This window comes from Flavobacterium sp. SP2 (assembly GCF_057626655.1).
This window is the reverse complement of sequence record NZ_JBVHBT010000002.1, coordinates 410738-424746: the sequence shown is the minus strand read 5'-3', so window position 1 is coordinate 424746 and position 14009 is coordinate 410738. Positions and strand designations below refer to the sequence as shown.

Here is a 14009-nt window from a genome sequence, read left to right as displayed (position 1 = left end):
TACTATATTATTTATCCGTTAATAGTTGTTTTAATTTGTCCCAACGTGGGTCAATATTTTCTTCTTTTTTACTCTCTTTTTTTTGTTCTTTTATTGATAATTCTGCTAGCTTTTCTAGAGTTTCAGTTTTCAAAGTTCCATCTTTTATTCCAGGATGAATTCTTTTTAACGGAACAGAAAGTACAATCATCTCATAAATGTATTGTGAAACATCTATTTGGTGCTCACCATGAGGTAAAATTAATAATTCCTCATTGTCGTTGTTAAATTCTTCTCCAAACTGAACCACAAGATGTAATTTCGCCTTAACAGGTAAATCAAACATTTCGTTAGTTAAGTCACAAGGAACGTTAACGGTACCTTTGTGTTTGAAATCAAGCTCTAACATGGTGCTTTTTTTCTCTAAAACTACGTCTACTTTTATATCACAATCTTCGTATTCGTGATAGTCAAAGTTATCAAAGAACTTCTTATTTATTTGAAAATCAAATCGATGTTTACCTAACTTTAACCCAATAAATGGAATTAAAAATTCATTTGTTACTTTCATCTGATTATCAATTTGTCCAATCCGACGGTTCGGCTTTGGGTGTGCAAAGATATAAAACTATTTTAATTCCAAAAGCGTTATAAACATTTTTTTGTTTATAAGTGTTTTTCTTTAACTTTTAGTGGATTTTTTACCAACTCAGAATATTCGTTTCTTGAGTTATAGATGTCTATAGCAAGATAAACTGCTTCTTTAAATGAGCTATTTTCTGCTACACCTTTTCCTGCAATTTCATAGGCTGTGCCGTGATCTGGAGAAGTTCTTATCTTATTTAGTCCTGCTGTATAGTTCACGCCACTTCCAAATGATAACGTTTTGAACGGAATTAAACCTTGATCATGATAGGTCGCAATAACAGCATCAAACTTTTCATATTGATTGCTTCCAAAAAAACCATCGGCTGCATAAGGTCCGAAAACTAATATTCCTTTTTCAAATAATTTCTTTACAGCGGGTTTAATAATTTCGTCGTCTTCTTTGCCAATAACTCCATTATCGCCAGAATGTGGATTTAATCCCAATAATGCAATTTTTGGTTTTGTAATTCCAAAATCTTGTTTCAGGGTTTTGTTGATAGTTTCAATCTTTTGAAAAATTAGTTTCTCGGTTATGTGCGACGCTACTTCGTTTACAGGAATGTGATCGGTTAATAATCCCACGCGTAAATTGTCTTGAACCATTAACATCAAAGCGTTTCCTTCTAATTCTTGATTTAAATAATCAGTATGTCCTGGGAATTTAAAATCTTCAGATTGAATGTTGTATTTATTGATTGGCGCAGTTACTAGAACATCTACCAATCCTTCTTTTAAAGCTTTGGTTGCTGCGGCAAAAGATTTGATGGCGTATTTTCCGACGTTTTCATCATTTTGTCCAAAATTGATATCTACACCTTCTCTCCAAACATTTAAAACATTGATTTTTCCGATGACTAATTGTTCTATTTTATCTATTCCGTGTAATGCAGTTTCCGAATTTAGATTTTTTTTGATGAACGATAGAATCTTAACATTAGCAAAAATTACTGGAGTACATAGTTCTAACATTCGAGTATCTTCGAAAGTTTTTAGAATTACTTCGCTTCCAATACCGTTTAAATCTCCAATTGAAATTCCAACAATTATATTTTCTGCTTTTTTCATGACACTTTTGCTTATTTATTGCTAATTTTGAAGTGCAAATTTAGTAAAATAAAACGACAAATGTTTACAGGAATAATTGAAACTCTAGGAATTGTTAAAGAGCTTAAAAGTGAGAATGATAATTTACATATAACTATAAATTCGAGTATTACTTCTGAATTAAAAATAGATCAAAGTGTGGCTCACAATGGAGTATGCTTAACCGTTGTTGCACTAGAAGATGGTTCTTACACTGTAACAGCGATAAGAGAAACTATCGAGAAAACCAATTTGGCAACTTGGCAAGTGGGAGATTTGATTAACTTGGAGCGCGCGATGAAACTAGGAGATCGACTTGATGGTCATATTGTACAAGGGCATGTAGATCAAACAGGTGTTTGCATTGCTGTTGAAGAAGCAAATGGTAGTTGGTATTATACTTTTCAATATGATGCGAATCTTAATAATATGACTATTGAAAAAGGTTCGATAACAGTTAATGGAGTTAGCTTAACAGTGGTGAATTCTAAAATAAACGAATTTAGTGTGGCAATTATACCATACACTTACGAGCATACCAACTTTAAGAATTTTGCAGTTGGAACTCAAATTAATTTAGAATTTGATGTTATTGGTAAGTACGTCTCTAAACTATATGCCAACAGATAAGAATTGAAAACACAATAAAAAGCCTCGAATTTTAATTCGAGGCTTTTTTTATTTTTGATAGTTTATAAAAACTATAAATTAAAGATACAACAATAAGCGCAATGACACCATTATCAATTGGTAAACCAACTGGTGGTGGAATTGGCTCAGGTGGATTAGGTGCCGCAAATGATGCGGAATAACTAATTAATCCTAAGAATATTAACGTATTTTTGTTTGGGACAAGATTCATACGGTGTAAATGTATAAAAAAAAACTATTTTTAAAAATTTTTTAAGTTATAAATTGATTTTGAAGGTAGTTAATTGACGATTTCTTAACAAAAACCCTCTTTGCTTTTTGATATTAACGTAAAAAATGCACAATTAGTTTTATTAAATAAAAAAAGACCTCGATTAGAGGTCTTAAAATTTGTGGTCCCACTTGGAATCGAACCAAGCACCTACTGATTATGAGTCAGTTGCTCTAACCGAATGAGCTATAGGACCAATATTGAGGTTGCAAACCTACTACTATTTTTAATTTATTGCAAATATTTTGAAGTAGGATTTTGATAATATTTATAATAATCTCTAAATCAAATAGGTTATTCAATTTCTTGACAAAGCTCTATTAATACTCCGTTGGTTGTTTTGGGATGAAGGAATGCAACCAACTTATTGTCGGCACCTTTTTTAGGGACGTCGTTTAGTATTGTAAATCCTTCGTTTTTTAGTCTTTCAATTTCGGATACAATATCTTTTACGTCAAAGGCAATATGATGAATTCCTTCTCCTTTTTTTTCTAGAAATTTTGCAATTGGACTATCTGGAGTTGTGGCTTCGAGAAGTTCTATCTTGTTAGGTCCATTCATGAAAAAGGATGTTTTTACACCTTCGCTGGCAACTTCTTCTTGCTTGTAAGCTGGTGCGCCAAATAGTTTTTCGAATACTAAATTGGATTCGTCTAGATTTTTTACGGCTATACCAATGTGTTCAATTTTTCTCATTACTTGTAATTTCTTTTACAAAGTTAACAAAAATTAAAATGATAACTTGAAATAGCCCAGATTGTAGCGGAAATACTTGCTCTTTTTGCAAGTATTGTAACGGAAAGCTGGAAAATGGATGGTTGGTAAAGACCAAGCCATGAGCTTCTTCGTTCGACAAGCTCAGGATGACATTATTTAAGAGAAAAAATTGTATTTTTGCAACATGGAAACAAATAGACAGAAAAAAATAGGAAGTGTGCTACAGAATGATTTGGTAGATATTCTTCAAGGTGAGGTGAGAAAAAACGGACTTACGAATTTGGTAATTTCGGTTTCTAAGGTTATCGTGACGACCGATTTGGGTGTTGCAAGAGTTTATTTAAGCGTTTTTCCACAAGATAGAGCAGCAGAAATATTGGCTGCTGTAAAATCGAATATGCCTTTGATTAAGCATGATTTATCGCAGCGTGTGAAATTGCAATTGAGAAAAGTGCCTAATCTTTCTTTTTATATTGATGATTCGCTGGATTATATTGAAAAGATTGATAATGCGCTTTCGCAAAAGGAAAATCCTATTGAGAATCGTGATCTTTTAGAAAAACGAAAAAAGGCGTAAGTGAATTTTCCACTCTACATTGCCAAACGGTATATTTTTAGTTTCAGTAAGAATAATGCTATCAACATTATTACTGGAATTGCTTCTGCAGGAATTATTGTTGGAGCAATGGCTTTGTTTGTGGTGCTTTCGGTTTTTGGTGGTTTGCGAGAATTTAGTCTTTCGTTTTCTAATGATTTTGATCCCGATTTAAAAGCGAATCCTAGCGTTGGAAAATCTTTTTTGGTATCTTCAGAGCAAGAAAACAAACTTAAAAATACGGTCGGAATTGCTAGTTTTAGTAAGATAATTGAAGAACGTGTTCTTTTTTCGTTTGATGGAAAACAGCAAATTTCTTATTTAAAAGGTGTTGATAAACAGTACACCGAAGTTAACAAAGCATCTCAAAAACTTTTTAACGGACAATGGTTGAAGCCCGATACGTATCAGGTTGTTATTGGTTACGGCATTTCGAATAAATTATCGTTGGGGTTATTTGATTTCAGTAGTCCATTTGAAGTTTTTGTTCCTAAGCCTGGGAAAGGAAATATTGATACTCCAGAAGAAGCTTTTAAAAATGAAGTGCTTATTCCAGTTGGAATTTATGCCATAAATGATGACTTGGATTCCAAATATGTTTTTGCCGACTTGGGTTTGGTTCAAGAAGTAATGGATTTTAAGACCAATCAGGTTTCGGGAATTGAGTTTAAATTAAAACCTAATGCTGATGAAGCAGTAGTAACAACAGAGATTGAAAACATTTTGTCCAATTCGAAGCAGAAAATTACGGTCAAAAATAGGGCAGAACTGAATGCTACGTTACATAAAATGCTGAATACCGAGAATATTGCTATTTATTTAATATTTACATTGGTTATAATTATCGCACTGTTCAATTTAATTGGAGCGTTAATCATGATGATATTGGACAAAAAAGCAAATTTGAAAACGTTGTTTAATTTAGGTACTGAAATAAAAAGTCTTCGTAAAATTTTCTTACTTCAAGGAACGTTATTAAGTATTTTTGGTGGAATTATAGGCTTAGTTTTGGGGATTATTATAGTGGTCGTTCAGCAACAGTATAAACTTATCATGATTACAGAAACGCTAGCTTATCCAGTAGTTTTTGATGTATTGAATATCGTGATAGTTTTTGTTACAATTGTATCACTAGGATTTATTGCCAGTTTAATTGCGAGTAGTCGCGTTGGAAAAAAATTACTTGATTAAAAAACCTGATAATCAGAATAGATTTCCTGAATTTCGTCTAAAGCTTTGAACAATTCTTCTGGATCTTCGATGGTTACCAATTTCAATCGGTATTCTTTAAAATTCGCAATTCCTTTGAAATAATTGGTGTAATGACGACGCATTTCTACAATTCCAAGTCGTTCACCTTTCCAATCCATTGACCATGTTAAGTGATTTCTTGCTGCTTCAACTCTATCGGCAGTGGTTGGTTTTGCCAAATGTTCTCCTGTTGCGAAGTAATGTTTGATTTCGTTAAAAATCCACGGATATCCAATGGCGGCACGACCTATCATCATTCCGTCAAGGCCAAATTTATTTTTATATTCTAATGCTTTTTCTGGAGAATCGATATCGCCGTTTCCAAAAATAGGCATCGTAATTCTAGGATTGTTTTTCACACGTTCAATATGACTCCAATCCGAATGACCTTTATACATTTGAGCACGCGTTCTGGCATGCACCGTTAAAGCTTGCACTCCAATATCTTGCAAACGTTCGGCTACTTCATCAATATTGATAGAATTTTCATCCCAACCCAAACGCGTTTTAACCGTTACTGGAAGCGATGTTCCTTTAATAACTGCTTTGGTTAGCCGCACCATTAAATCTACATCTTTCAAAACTCCTGCGCCTGCGCCTTTACAAACCACTTTTTTTACAGGACAACCAAAATTGATATCTACCAAATCGGGTTGAACGGCATCGACAATTCGAGACGACATCTCCATCGCTTCTTCATCGCCACCAAAAATTTGAATTCCAACTGGTCGTTCGTAATCGAAAATATCCAATTTCTGACGACTTTTTACTGCATCACGAATCAATCCTTCCGAAGAAATAAATTCAGAATACATTAAGTCGGCACCGTGCAATTTGCATAGTCTACGAAATGGTGGATCGCTCACGTCTTCCATTGGCGCAAGTAACAGCGGAAAATCGGGTAATATGATGTTGCCTATTTTGGGCATTGCTTTATTTTTTTGCAAAGATAGTTAAGAATATTTAGTTATGAAATTTAATCTTATGTGTGACAATCATTTAAAATTAATAATTATTTTTACGAAAACTTCGCAATGCTTTTTCAGTTTGGATTTTATAGTTCGGTATTACTTATTTCTTTTACACAAGGAATAATTTACAGCATTTTGTTGTTATTAAAAGCTATTCGAACCGAGAATAAATCCAACTATTGGTTAAGCATTTTTATATTTTTATGTAGCTTGTTCATTGCACCGTGGATGTTAGGTTTTGCAGGTTGGTACGACAATCAACCCTATAGAGATTTTTTGTTTTACACGCCATTTCAGCATTTATTTTTTATTGGTCCGATCATTTATTTTTACACACAAAGTTTATTAAATCCATCTTTCAAATTTTCTAAAAAAGACACGCTTCATTTAATTCCTGGTTTTTTTTACTTTTTATACATTGTTGCCATTTGGATTTATGACAAGTTCATTTTAGGTGATAATTATTTCTATGCTAGCGGAATGGATAAAGATTTTGACGAATGGTATCAAAAGCTAGGTTTGATTTCAATGATTGTCTATTTTATCTTGAGTATTCGTTATTATAATGTGTACAAAAAATTAATGTTTCAAGTGGTTAGCTTTGCCGATTCTATTTTATTCAAATGGATAAAAACCTATTTGATTGCTTTTTTGGTGATGTTACTTTTGCCAATAGCATTTGATATTATTGGCTACTTTTTCCCTGAAATAAAATCGTATCAAGGCAGTTGGTGGTTTTACATGTTCTTTTCGATTGTGATGTATTACATTGCAATTACTGGATATTCCAATCCGATAAACTCTACTATTCCGTTTAAAATGTCTTTTTTTGATAGAAATCCGATTCTTTTATTGGATTCGAATAGTTCAGATGAAACCGAAACTATAATTGACATTCAGCACGAAACATTTGAAGAAACAAATTCACCCGAAATTTCACTTTGGAAATCTAAGATTGAGACCTTAATTCAAGAAGAAAAGTTATATCAAAACCCTGAATTGACGCTTACTGATTTGGCAAAAAAACTTGAAACCAATGCTTCTATAATTTCCAAAACCATCAATCAAGGTTTTCAAATGAACTTTAACGATTGCATCAATAATTATAGAATTGAAGCTGTAAAAAATAGTTTTAGTAATGGCGAACATAAAAAATCTACCTTATTAGGAATTGCTTATGATTGCGGATTTAACTCTAAAGCTACATTCAATCGCGCTTTCAAAAAAAATACTGGAAAAACTCCTAAAGAATATTTGAATTTGATTTCTTGAGATTACAATTTTACAATTTTATTGATTTGAATAGATTTATTTTTACTTAATCAAAGTTTCAATCATCAATCAAATGAAATTTTCAATCACACCTTTTTTTTGTTTTAGTATTTTGTTCCTATTAATTTCTTGTAATAAGAATGAGAAAATTAAAACTTCAGTTACTCAAAACTTTAAAACCAAAAGCTATTTAGATATAAAACTCGATAGTTTTGGACATTTACCATCCAATCCTTACATTATTGAATTAAAAAAAAAGGATAAATCAATAACGTTTTGCGGTGTTGAACATCTAACCGATAATAGTGATGTAAATAACAAAATGTTTCAAGATATTGAAAAATCATTTTTAAAAACAAATCCTTCCATAGCTATAAACGAAGGTGGTTCTGTTGACGGAAAAAAATATGATTCAAAGAAAGAAGCTATTTTAAAAGATGGTGAAATTGGATTATTGAAATACTTATCCGATAGTTTGAAAATTAAAACTGTTAATGGTGATCCAGAAATTGATTACGAGCTTAAAGAACTTTCCAAATTATTTTCAAGGCAAGAATTTCTAACTTACCTCATTACCGAGCGATTGCTTTGGTCTCTTTATGACAGTAAAGTCACAAATTACGATTCGATTGTTTCCAATTACAATAAATTTTTAGCTAATTACATTATTAAAAAAGGAAAATTATCGCTTTCACCAAATGAAAAATCCTTTGACTATTTCGAGGAAAATTATCAAAAATTAGTTGGTAGACCATTTGAAATCAATTCGTTAAAACCAACGAATCCATTTGATAAAAATGGAAGATTTCAAGAAATTGGACGGAAATCAAAAGAAATAAGAGACCAATTTTTATTACAAAAAACTAATGAACTTCTTAAAAGTAATAATCGAATTTACATTGTTTTTGGCGGATGGCATTTATTAACTTGCGAACCCGGAATGCATCAAATAATCAACCAATACTAATATGAAATCAGTTTTTAAAATACTTTTACTCGTTTTAGTGTCAAATAAAATGTATTCACAATCTAAAGTTTTTTCAATTGAAGAAGCACAAAAAATTGGAATTAGTATCGAAAAATTAGATTTAGAATACAAGTCGGCTATTCACGTCGATAGTACAAAAGCCATTTTCAAAACAGAAGCACAACAACAAAAATTACAAGAATCTTACACTAAATTACTTCAAGATTTTGGTTCGTTTTTAAACAAAAACAACTTCAAATGGGAAACCAAAACCAGATGTTTTCAACGAATTTATTTTGCTCCAAATGGCAAAATCGATTATTTCATTTATAATTTCAAATTAAAAAATGTACTTCCCGAAAACCTAATTTCTGAAGAAAAACAAAAAGAGTTTCAAAGATTATTGGAGCTTTTTGTAAAAGAATATACTTTTTCTTCAACTGCCGCTGAACCATTTGCGCAATGCAGCCCAACTTCCTATCAATAAAGGCATCAAATTATAAACTATTGTTTTTCAAGCAGTATCAAATAAATTAATTCTTAAAATTTAAGTCTCAAATCATAATTTGAAGCGATTGGCGATGATTAATGGCGCAATTTTGTCCTGTTATTAATCATTAAAAATTAAAATTATGAAATCACTTATTGCATTATTCGCTACTTTTTTACTTGTTACTTCTTGTGGTGTTTTTGGTTCATTAAATTCAAATACTTCGATTAAACCCAAAGAAAGTTTTGTTTTAGGAAACAACAATCACGGTTCTTTTAAAACTTATTTAAAAAACGAAGGTGTAACAATATTAAAAATATATCAAGCACCAATTGATGGCGGAAGTCATTCTCCAATTCTTATCAATCCACAAGAAACAATAACAATCAAAACCGAGAAAAATACAGCTCTAATAATAGAAAATACCGGAAACGAATACGCATCAGTAACTTTAAAAGTAAAAGGCGATTTGAATTTAGGAATGAACTATAGATAAGTAAACGCGTTTCATTCATCAATCAACTTCAATCTCAAAAATCAATTTCAACTTCAAAAAACAACTTTAAAAAACATTAAAATGACAAAATTAATAATTGCACTATTGTTGGCTTTGACGTCAACTGTTGCAAACGCACAACTAAAAGGTTCAGGAAAAACAATTACAAAAACTTACAATTACAAAAATTTCAATAAAGTAAGTTTTGATGATTTAGATGGAAAACTCGAAATAGAAGTAGGAAAACCCTATTCTATTACAATAACTATTGATGATAATTTGTACAGCATATTGTCATTAGTTGAAGATGCCAACGACAAACAATTAACAATAGCACTAAAAGGAAATCGTGACAACAAATTGTATATTGAAGACACCAATATAAAAGTCAAAATTACAATGCCTTTCTTAATGGAAGTTAACAATAATGGTAATTCTGGTTTAACTGTTACTAACATCAACAGCAAAAATTTCAAATCTATAAATCCAGTAAATGGCAGTACTACACTGTCGGGAATTGTTGATAATCTTGAGGTAGTTTGTAAGGGTAATGGAAATCTTAACGCCGAAAAACTAATTGCAAAAAATGCTAAAATAACTTGTCGTGGCAATGGAAGTGCAAAGGTAAATGCTACTACTATTACGGAATCAATAAAATCTGGAAACGGAACTATTGTGAATGTTAACAAATAATAATTTCAATTTCAAAAATCAATTTCAAAAATAATGAAACTACTAACTAAAATTACAAAACCTATTTTGTTGCCTCATTGGTCACAAGATTTATTTTTAACTATTCCACGAATCGTGTGTGGTTACTTACTTGCTTTTAACTTTGGCGCAGATAAATTTGGAATGCCTTGGTCGCCTGCCGATAATAATCTAGGTTTATTTGAAGTCGCCTTTTGGTTTCCAAATGATGTGGCTAGTTATGGTGGAATTTTTGCCATCGCTCCTTCATTTTTTGCTTGGATGGGCGCTTTCGCAGAAGCTGTTGGTGGACTTTTTTTACTGTTTGGACTTCAAACACGAATAACATCATTTCTAATAATTTGCACCATGTTGGTTGCCATTTTTATGCAACAAATTCAAAACGGATTGTGGAATTGTCTCGCTGCCATGGGATTTCTTTGGGTCGCCATGTTCTATTTAATTATCGGTTGTGGACGATTTGGAATGGATTATTTAGTAACTAAAAACAAAGCATAAGATGAAAAATATAGTAACAATAATTGCAATACTATTTACATTATTAGTGACAAGTTGTGTTCAGAAATCGTATAAAAAAACGGTGGTTTTCACATTAGATGCATCTGAAATTAAAAACGTAAAAAAAGTCGGAATTCGTGGAAACGACAAACCTTTGTCTTGGGATTACGACACCGAAATGAAAGAAATTAAAAAAGACAGTTTATTTCAAATAACAATTACTGGAGAAACTGGCTATAAATTTACCGAAGTAAAATTTGTGGTAAACGATACGTTCGAATTTCAAAATGAAGACAACCGAAGAGTGCTTTTTTCTGAAAATGACACTACTTTTTTTAAAGCAAAATTCAATAAAAGATAAAATTTTTATTCTTCGCTCAACATTAATTATTGTTCAATCTACAATCAAAAACTTTTAGTCTATATTTGCAGATTAATTGCATTAGAATTGCTATTGAAATTTGAACTTGATATTGAAATTGACGAATGAAACACATTAGAAATTTTTGCATTATTGCACATATTGACCACGGAAAAAGTACGCTTGCAGATAGACTTCTTGGTGCAACACAAACCGTTACAGCTCGTGAAGAAAAAGCACAATTGCTTGACAACATGGATTTGGAGCGTGAACGAGGCATCACCATAAAAAGTCACGCTATTCAAATGGAATATACGTACAAAGGTGAAGAATATGTTTTAAACCTTATTGATACGCCAGGACACGTAGATTTCTCTTACGAAGTTTCACGTTCTATTGCGGCTTGCGAAGGTGCGTTATTGATTGTAGATGCGGCACAAAGTATTCAGGCTCAAACAATTTCTAATTTATATTTGGCTTTAGAAAACGACCTGGAAATTATTCCGGTTTTGAACAAAGTAGATTTACCAAGTGCTAATCCTGAAGAAGTTAGCGACGATATTATCGATTTATTAGGTTGCAAATTGGAAGATATTATCCACGCTTCAGGTAAAACTGGTTTTGGTGTAGAAAATATTTTGGCTGCAATTATTGAAAAAATTCCTGCTCCAAAAGGAAATAAAGACGAACCATTACAGGCATTAATTTTCGATTCACATTACAATCCGTTTCGTGGAATTGAAGTTATTTTCCGTGTAAAAAATGGCGAAATCAAAAAAGGTCAGAAGATTAAATTCATGGCTACTGGAAACGAATATTTTGCTGATGAAGTAGGAACTTTGAAGTTAAATCAGGTTCCGAAAAATGTAATTTCTACTGGTGATGTTGGGTATTTGATATCTGGAATTAAAGAAGCGAAAGAAGTAAAAGTTGGTGATACCTTGACAGATGCAAAAACACCTACTACCAATATGATTGTTGGATTTGAGGATGTGAAACCAATGGTTTTCGCCGGAGTTTATCCTGTTGATACAGATGATTACGAAGATTTACGTGCTTCGATGGAGAAACTACAGTTGAACGATGCTTCATTGGTATTTACTCCAGAAAGTTCAGCAGCTTTGGGATTTGGTTTCCGATGCGGATTTTTAGGAATGTTGCACTTGGAAATTATTCAAGAACGATTGGAACGTGAATATGATATGACTATAATTACAACTGTTCCCAACGTTTCGTATTTGGCTTACACCAAAAAAGAACCAGAAGTTTCTTTTGTAATTAATAATCCATCTGATTTACCTGATCCTTCAAAATTAGATCGTGTTGAAGAACCATACATAAAAGCAACCATCATTACAAAATCTGATTATGTAGGAAATGTAATGAGTTTGTGTATCGAAAAACGTGGAGTGATTACCAATCAGACGTATTTAACAACGGAACGAGTTGAATTGAATTTTGACATGCCTTTAGCAGAAATAGTTTTCGATTTTTATGACAGATTGAAAACGGTTTCTAAAGGTTACGCTTCGTTCGATTATACACCAATCGGAATGAGACAATCGAAATTGGTAAAACTTGATGTATTGTTGAATGCTCAATCTGTGGATGCGCTTTCGGCTTTGATTCACGAAAGTAATGCCTATAATATTGGTAAAAAAATGTGCGAGAAACTACGCGAATTAATCCCAAGACAACAATTTGACATTCCGATTCAAGCTGCAATTGGAGCCAAAATTATTGCTCGTGAAACTATAAAAGCGTTACGTAAAGACGTTACCGCTAAATGTTATGGTGGTGATATTTCTAGAAAACGTAAACTTCTTGAAAAGCAGAAAAAAGGTAAAAAGAGAATGCGTTTGGTAGGAAATGTTGAAATTCCGCAAGAAGCATTTATGGCTGTTTTGAAGTTGAATGATTAATTTTTTTTAGATAAAAGATAATAGACGAAGAGATAATAGACAAACCCAATGACGCAAGTTGTCGGGTTTTTTATATTATAAACCATAAAAGAAATTTAAGAACATAGAAGAAATCTTAAATGACCTTAAATATCTTATATGGTGAAAAATTAAGATTGTATTTCCTTTAAAAGTTTTTTCACATCTTCCGATTTGAAAAGCTGTGTTCCTTCGTTCATCGTGGCAGCAGTTCCGCAACAAACTCCTAGTTGGATAACTTCTTTTAGGGATTTATTTTGTGATAATGCCCAAACCATTCCGCCAACCATACTATCGCCTGCGCCAACCGTGCTTTTCTTTTCTACTTTTGGTGCTTTTACCAAATACGTTTCCTCTTTTGTGACTAAAATTGCTCCATCTGCTCCAAGTGAAACTACCACAATTTCGGCACTTTTATCTTCAATTAATTTTTTGGCTGCTTTTTCTACTTCTGGTAATTCCAATCGTTCGACGCCAATTAGTTTTGCCAATTCGCCAATGTTGGGTTTGATTAAATAAACGCCAGTTTCTAAAACTTTTTGCAAAGCTTCTCCAGAAGTATCAACAATAACTTTAATATTTGATTCTTTAGCGATTTCTGCAATTTTTTGATAGAAATTTGTAGACAAACCTTCGTTCAAACTTCCGCTGATTACTAGGTAATCGGTTTTTAATTCTTTTATGGTTTTCAGAATCTCCTCTTTTTCATCATTCGAAAATTCATTTCCAGGGAATCCGAATCTATATTGTGCTTTGGTTTTATTTTCAAAAGCTATAAAGTTTTCTCTGGTCCAATTTTTGGTTTTGATAACACGACTTTCCAGATTTTCATTTGCAACTAATTCTTCCAACATTTCACCCGATGAACCACCCGAAGTAAAAATGCAAGTAGAAGTTCCGCCTAATTTAGCAATGGCTTTTGAAACATTTATTCCGCCACCGCCAGCATCGTATCGTGGTTTTTCACAACGAATTTTTTGTTCGGCAACCAATCCTGTAAAATGAGTTGATTTGTCTAATGATGGATTTATGGTTAGCGTTACAATAGTTTGATTTTTCATAAAAGAAGTTTATTACTATAAAGATGCGAAAAATCTGTGAATCTGTG

17 protein-coding genes and 1 tRNA gene are annotated in these 14009 nt (G+C 32.2%); 11 read left to right on the top strand and 7 right to left on the bottom strand.

Annotation, left to right across the window (positions count from 1 at the left end; translation table 11 throughout):
- Positions 1-7 precede the first annotated feature (7 nt).
- Positions 8-550, bottom strand: coding sequence for a YceD family protein (locus ACZ098_RS06375; RefSeq protein WP_487310907.1), 543 nt, complete (start codon positions 548-550; stop codon positions 8-10).
- Between the two features lie 95 nt (positions 551-645).
- A complete protein-coding gene (gene pdxA, locus ACZ098_RS06370) occupies positions 646-1692 on the bottom strand; it encodes a 4-hydroxythreonine-4-phosphate dehydrogenase PdxA (RefSeq protein WP_487310906.1) in 1047 nt (348 codons plus the stop codon).
- Positions 1693-1752: 60 nt separating this feature from the next.
- Between pdxA and ACZ098_RS06365 the strand changes: the two genes are divergently transcribed.
- The gene (locus tag ACZ098_RS06365) at positions 1753-2340 is read left to right on the top strand and encodes a riboflavin synthase (protein ID WP_487310905.1); all 588 of its coding nucleotides are present in this window, start codon (positions 1753-1755) and stop codon (positions 2338-2340) included.
- 31 nt (positions 2341-2371) lie between these two features.
- Here the strand turns inward: ACZ098_RS06365 and ACZ098_RS06360 are convergent, their stop codons facing one another.
- From ACZ098_RS06360 to mce, 3 genes are all read right to left on the bottom strand, one after another.
- The gene (locus ACZ098_RS06360) at positions 2372-2572 is read right to left on the bottom strand and encodes a PID-CTERM protein-sorting domain-containing protein (RefSeq protein WP_487310904.1); all 201 of its coding nucleotides are present in this window, start codon (positions 2570-2572) and stop codon (positions 2372-2374) included.
- 182 nt (positions 2573-2754) lie between these two features.
- Positions 2755-2828, bottom strand: a tRNA-Ile gene (locus tag ACZ098_RS06355).
- 98 nt (positions 2829-2926) lie between these two features.
- Positions 2927-3328, bottom strand: a complete 402-nt coding sequence (gene mce, locus ACZ098_RS06350) for a methylmalonyl-CoA epimerase (protein WP_487310903.1) — start codon at positions 3326-3328, stop codon at positions 2927-2929.
- Positions 3329-3533: 205 nt separating this feature from the next.
- Between mce and rbfA the strand changes: the two genes are divergently transcribed.
- Both rbfA and ACZ098_RS06340 read left to right on the top strand, forming a co-directional pair.
- Positions 3534-3926, top strand: a complete 393-nt coding sequence (gene rbfA, locus ACZ098_RS06345) for a 30S ribosome-binding factor RbfA (protein ID WP_487310902.1) — start codon at positions 3534-3536, stop codon at positions 3924-3926.
- Positions 3927-5135, top strand: coding sequence for an ABC transporter permease (locus tag ACZ098_RS06340; protein ID WP_487310901.1), 1209 nt, complete (start codon positions 3927-3929; stop codon positions 5133-5135). It begins immediately after the preceding gene.
- On the opposite strand, the gene dusB is transcribed toward ACZ098_RS06340, so the two are convergent.
- Complete coding sequence (dusB, locus tag ACZ098_RS06335) at positions 5132-6124, bottom strand: tRNA dihydrouridine synthase DusB (protein WP_487310900.1); 993 nt, start codon at positions 6122-6124, stop codon at positions 5132-5134. The genes ACZ098_RS06340 and dusB overlap by 4 nt on opposite strands.
- 105 nt (positions 6125-6229) lie before the next feature.
- On the opposite strand from dusB, the gene ACZ098_RS06330 reads away from it, so the two are divergent.
- The 8 genes from ACZ098_RS06330 (at position 6230) to lepA (ending at position 12883) form a co-directional block, all read left to right on the top strand.
- Positions 6230-7438, top strand: coding sequence for a helix-turn-helix domain-containing protein (locus ACZ098_RS06330; protein WP_487310899.1), 1209 nt, complete (start codon positions 6230-6232; stop codon positions 7436-7438).
- Positions 7439-7511: 73 nt separating this feature from the next.
- A complete protein-coding gene (locus ACZ098_RS06325) occupies positions 7512-8405 on the top strand; it encodes a hypothetical protein (protein WP_487310898.1) in 894 nt (297 codons plus the stop codon).
- Position 8406: 1 nt separating this feature from the next.
- The gene (locus ACZ098_RS06320; RefSeq protein ID WP_487310897.1) at positions 8407-8892 is read left to right on the top strand and encodes a hypothetical protein; all 486 of its coding nucleotides are present in this window, start codon (positions 8407-8409) and stop codon (positions 8890-8892) included.
- A gap of 145 nt (positions 8893-9037) precedes the next feature.
- Positions 9038-9391: a hypothetical protein gene (locus ACZ098_RS06315; RefSeq protein WP_487310896.1), complete on the top strand. Its 354-nt coding sequence runs from the start codon at positions 9038-9040 to the stop codon at positions 9389-9391.
- 81 nt (positions 9392-9472) lie between these two features.
- Entirely contained in the window at positions 9473-10084 is a 612-nt protein-coding gene (locus ACZ098_RS06310) for a GIN domain-containing protein (RefSeq protein WP_487310895.1), read from the top strand.
- A gap of 33 nt (positions 10085-10117) precedes the next feature.
- Complete coding sequence (locus ACZ098_RS06305; protein ID WP_487310894.1) at positions 10118-10600, top strand: DoxX family protein; 483 nt, start codon at positions 10118-10120, stop codon at positions 10598-10600.
- A gap of 1 nt (position 10601) precedes the next feature.
- Positions 10602-10961 (top strand): hypothetical protein, encoded by a 360-nt coding sequence (locus tag ACZ098_RS06300; protein ID WP_487310893.1) that lies wholly within the window; start codon positions 10602-10604, stop codon positions 10959-10961.
- Positions 10962-11086: 125 nt separating this feature from the next.
- The gene (gene lepA, locus ACZ098_RS06295; protein ID WP_487310892.1) at positions 11087-12883 is read left to right on the top strand and encodes a translation elongation factor 4; all 1797 of its coding nucleotides are present in this window, start codon (positions 11087-11089) and stop codon (positions 12881-12883) included.
- Between the two features lie 149 nt (positions 12884-13032).
- On the opposite strand, the gene ACZ098_RS06290 is transcribed toward lepA, so the two are convergent.
- Positions 13033-13962 (bottom strand): 1-phosphofructokinase family hexose kinase, encoded by a 930-nt coding sequence (locus ACZ098_RS06290; protein WP_487310891.1) that lies wholly within the window; start codon positions 13960-13962, stop codon positions 13033-13035.
- Positions 13963-14009: the final 47 nt, after the last annotated feature.